Genomic DNA, 710 nt, shown 5'->3' on the forward strand with positions numbered 1-710 from the left:
GCCATTAAGTACATCGAAAAGAACATTGAGAAGGATATAACGTTAGAAGGCCTAGCGGCGCACATGAGCATGTCTATTGCGACGTTAAAACGCCGCCTTGCTGCCGAAAACCTTTCTTTTTCTCAGATATTAAAAGTGAAACGTATTAACTACGCGGCAACACAACTGCGCGTTTCACAAAAATCGATAACAGAAATCGCATTTGAATCTGGATTTAAGAGCGCTGCTCACTTTAGTACCGCGTTTAAATCCATTTACAACATCACCCCTAAAGACTTTCGTAATCAGGTAGTAAGAGGTTAATCCCCTACTCCCAAAAACACGCTTGAGGATCGCTTTCAAGTTCGGCAAGGAGATCTTCAAGCGTGTGACTATGCGGCAACTTTTTGTAAGGAATCCATCGAATTTCTTCTGAGCGAGAGGCGGGAACATAAAAGCGCCAAAGCTGAGTCTGAGAATCAAATAGAATTTTTGCAATTGGCGAGGTGTATTCGCTGTGTTGTGAATCTAGCAAGAAATGCGCATGGTGAAGTTCAACGCCATTTTCAATTGGCTCATAAAGGCATTTTCCTTGCTCTACCGGCAAATTCGCATTGCGCGCCGAACAAAGAATCTGAACCAGTTTATATAAGCGGCTGGTTGCCATTTGAGAAACAGACATGACGTTCTCCTGATAGGTAGTTTTTAGTATACACCCAAGCACCATTTAA

2 protein-coding genes are annotated in these 710 nt (G+C 42.7%); one reads left to right on the forward strand and one right to left on the reverse strand.

The window, feature by feature from the left end:
* Positions 1-303 (forward strand): AraC family transcriptional regulator (locus R8O11_RS27660; RefSeq protein ID WP_318194930.1); only part of this gene is annotated, 303 nt, incomplete at its 5' end.
* Positions 304-307: 4 nt separating this feature from the next.
* On the opposite strand, the gene R8O11_RS27665 is transcribed toward R8O11_RS27660, so the two are convergent.
* Positions 308-661, reverse strand: a complete 354-nt coding sequence (locus tag R8O11_RS27665; protein ID WP_005462123.1) for a DUF3024 domain-containing protein — start codon at positions 659-661, stop codon at positions 308-310.
* Between the last annotated feature and the right edge of the window lie 49 nt (positions 662-710).

This window comes from Vibrio sp. 1288, from assembly GCF_033344475.1.

Excerpts from the sequence above, each read along its gene's own strand:
- R8O11_RS27665 (WP_005462123.1), bottom strand. The coding sequence starts at position 661 with ATGTCTGTTTCTCAAATGGCAACCAGCCGCTTATATAAACTGGTTCAG.